At 63.5% G+C, this 2,460-nt stretch carries 3 protein-coding genes; 2 read left to right on the plus strand and 1 reads right to left on the minus strand.

Annotated elements, in window-relative coordinates; genetic code table 11:
• Positions 1-125: 125 nt before the first annotated feature.
• Together EN994_RS27100 and EN994_RS27105 are read left to right on the plus strand one after the other, a co-directional pair.
• Positions 126-896 (plus strand): copper homeostasis protein CutC, encoded by a 771-nt coding sequence (locus EN994_RS27100; RefSeq protein ID WP_063168153.1) that lies wholly within the window; start codon positions 126-128, stop codon positions 894-896.
• Positions 893-1,390, plus strand: coding sequence for a GNAT family N-acetyltransferase (locus tag EN994_RS27105; RefSeq protein ID WP_063168154.1), 498 nt, complete (start codon positions 893-895; stop codon positions 1,388-1,390). Before EN994_RS27100 ends, EN994_RS27105 begins: the two co-directional genes overlap by 4 nt.
• A gap of 260 nt (positions 1,391-1,650) precedes the next feature.
• Here EN994_RS27105 and EN994_RS27115 read toward each other — a convergent pair.
• Positions 1,651-2,460, minus strand: an 810-nt coding sequence (locus EN994_RS27115) for an MFS transporter (protein ID WP_127307953.1), incomplete at its 5' end; no start/stop codon positions are given.

The raw sequence follows: 2,460 nt of genomic DNA on the forward strand, positions 1-2,460 counted from the left end.
GGTCGAGCAAGGCGCCAAGAACACGGAATTGCGCCAATAACCGCGAAGTCCGTGCCCGGCGCGAAAGTCTGTTCGCGCTTTCGCAGCAACCGGCGCGGTGGTAGGGCTGGCCGGGAAATCATGGAATGGATCGCCCCTTGACCAAAGCTCTCCGCCTGCCGCTGATCGAAATCTGTGTCGAAGGCATTGACGGCCTTCTCGCGGCGCAAGCCGCCGGCGCCGACCGGATCGAACTGTGCGCCAGCCTCGTCGAAGGCGGCATCACGCCAAGCCTCGGCACGATCCGCGCCGCCATCGAGCAGGCAAACGTGCCGTTTCACGTCATGGTGCGGCCGCGCGGCGGCGATTTTCTCTACAGTGCGACGGAATATGCCTCGATGCTGGCAGATGTCTCGGCACTGCGCGAACTCGGCGTGCCCGGCGTGGTGTTTGGCTGCCTGAACGCCGATGGCACCATGGACGAGGCGCGCATGAGCGAACTGACGCAGGCCGCCGGCCCCTTGAACGTCACCTGCCATCGCGCCTTCGACATGACGCGCGAGCCGGCCGAGGCGCTCGAATCGCTGATCCGCAGCAAGGTCGGCCGCGTGCTGACCAGCGGCCAGCGTGACACTGCCATCGAAGGCTTGCCGCTGTTGGCGGATCTGGTGCGGCAGGCCGGCGACCGCATCGTCATCCTCGGCTGCGGCGGACTGGATTTGCACAACATTGCCGAAGTGCGCAGCAGAACCGGCCTGTCCGAAATGCATTTTGCCGCCCTCAAGGATGTGCCGAGTGCCATGGACTACCGCAATCCCCATGTCGGCATGGGTGGTTCCGATCTCGATCGCGAGTACCGCAACACGCTGACCGACACAGCGCTGGTGGCGGCAACGATCGCGGCAGCCAAGGCATGACCTCGAGCCCTGCCCCGATAGCCCGTGTATCGGCCCAAGACGAAGCGGCGATCCTGGCGCTCAACAACGAGCATGCCGCCGAACTGTCGTGGCTGGAGGCTGAGCGGCTGTCCTTCCTGCTTGGCGAAGCATTTTACACCAGGCGCATCGGCGATCTCGAAGCCTTCATCATGACCTTCGACCAGGATGCCCGCTACGACAGCCCGAATTTCCTGTGGTTCCGCGAGCGCTATGAGCGCTTCGTCTATGTCGACCGGGTCGTCGTGGCGGCGCACGCACGCGGCCGCGGCCACGCCCGCCGGCTCTATCAGGACCTGTTCGGCCATGTTGAGCGCGCCGGCCACACGCTGGTCACCTGCGAAGTCAACACCGCCCCGCCGAACCCCGCCTCGGATGCCTTTCACGCTGCGCTCGGCTTCGTCGAGGCCGGCGACGCCGTTATCCATGGCGGCAAGAAAGCGGTGCGCTATTACGTCAGGCAGATCAGCGCCTGACAGACCAGGCAGATCCGCGCACGAAGATGAGGACTACTGGAACAGGGCTGTCGCACTCACCAGCGTCATCCAGAACCCCCAGACCAACGGGATGCCGACCAGCAGCCAGGCCAGCGTGAGTTTGATCGAATTCTCGTTGTCTTGCGCCATGGTCGGTCTCCTCAGAGCTGATCCCGAAAAGTGGACTCCGGTTTTCGGAAAAGATCATGCTCAAACAATAAGATAGAGCCCATCCCGATTCTATCGGGATGGAACTGACTCTAAGCCACCGCTGGTTCGGTCTTCATGTGGAAGCGCGCATTGACGGGCCGCATCATCAGGTTGAGCAGGAGGCCGACAACCAGCAGGCCGGCCATGATGTACATGGTGACCGTGTAGGCGTCGGCCTTCGCAACGCCGCTGTCGATCTGGTACTGCCGGATATAATTCACCAGCACCGGGCCAAGCACGCCCGCCACCGACCACGCGGTCAGCAATCGGCCGTGGATGGCGCCGACGTAACGCACGCCGAAGACGTCGCGCAGGTAAGCGGGAATGGTGGCGAAGCCGCCGCCATACATGCTGAGGATGATCCCGTAGAACAGCACGAACAGGAAAACGCTGCCGGTCTGGCCGGTCCACGGCACCGCCGCATAGAGGACGACACCCAGCGCGAAGAAGATGGCATAAGTTGTCTTGCGGCCGATATAATCGCTGGTCGAGGCCCAGAAGAAGCGGCCGAGCATGTTGAAGATCGACAGCAGGCCGACGAAGCCGGCGGCAGCGGCAGGCGTGATGCGTCCCGGAAACATCTCCTGGCTCATCGCCGAGGCCTGGCCGAGCACGCCGATCCCTGCCGTCACATTAAGGCACAGCACGCCCCACAGCAGCCAGAACTGCGGCGTCTTCAACGCATCGTCGAGATGGACATTGGACGTCGTCACCATCGCATTCTGTGCCGCCGGCGGCGTCCATCCGGCAGGCCTCCAGCCCTCCGGCGGCACCCTGACGATAACGGCGCCGATCAGCATGAAGACGAAATAGACGATGCCCAGCACCAGGAAGGTTTCGGCGACGCCGATGTGCTCAGG

Origin of the sequence: Mesorhizobium sp. M7A.F.Ca.CA.002.09.1.1, assembly GCF_003998555.1 — a bacterium.
Lineage (GTDB): Bacteria > Pseudomonadota > Alphaproteobacteria > Rhizobiales > Rhizobiaceae > Mesorhizobium > Mesorhizobium ciceri.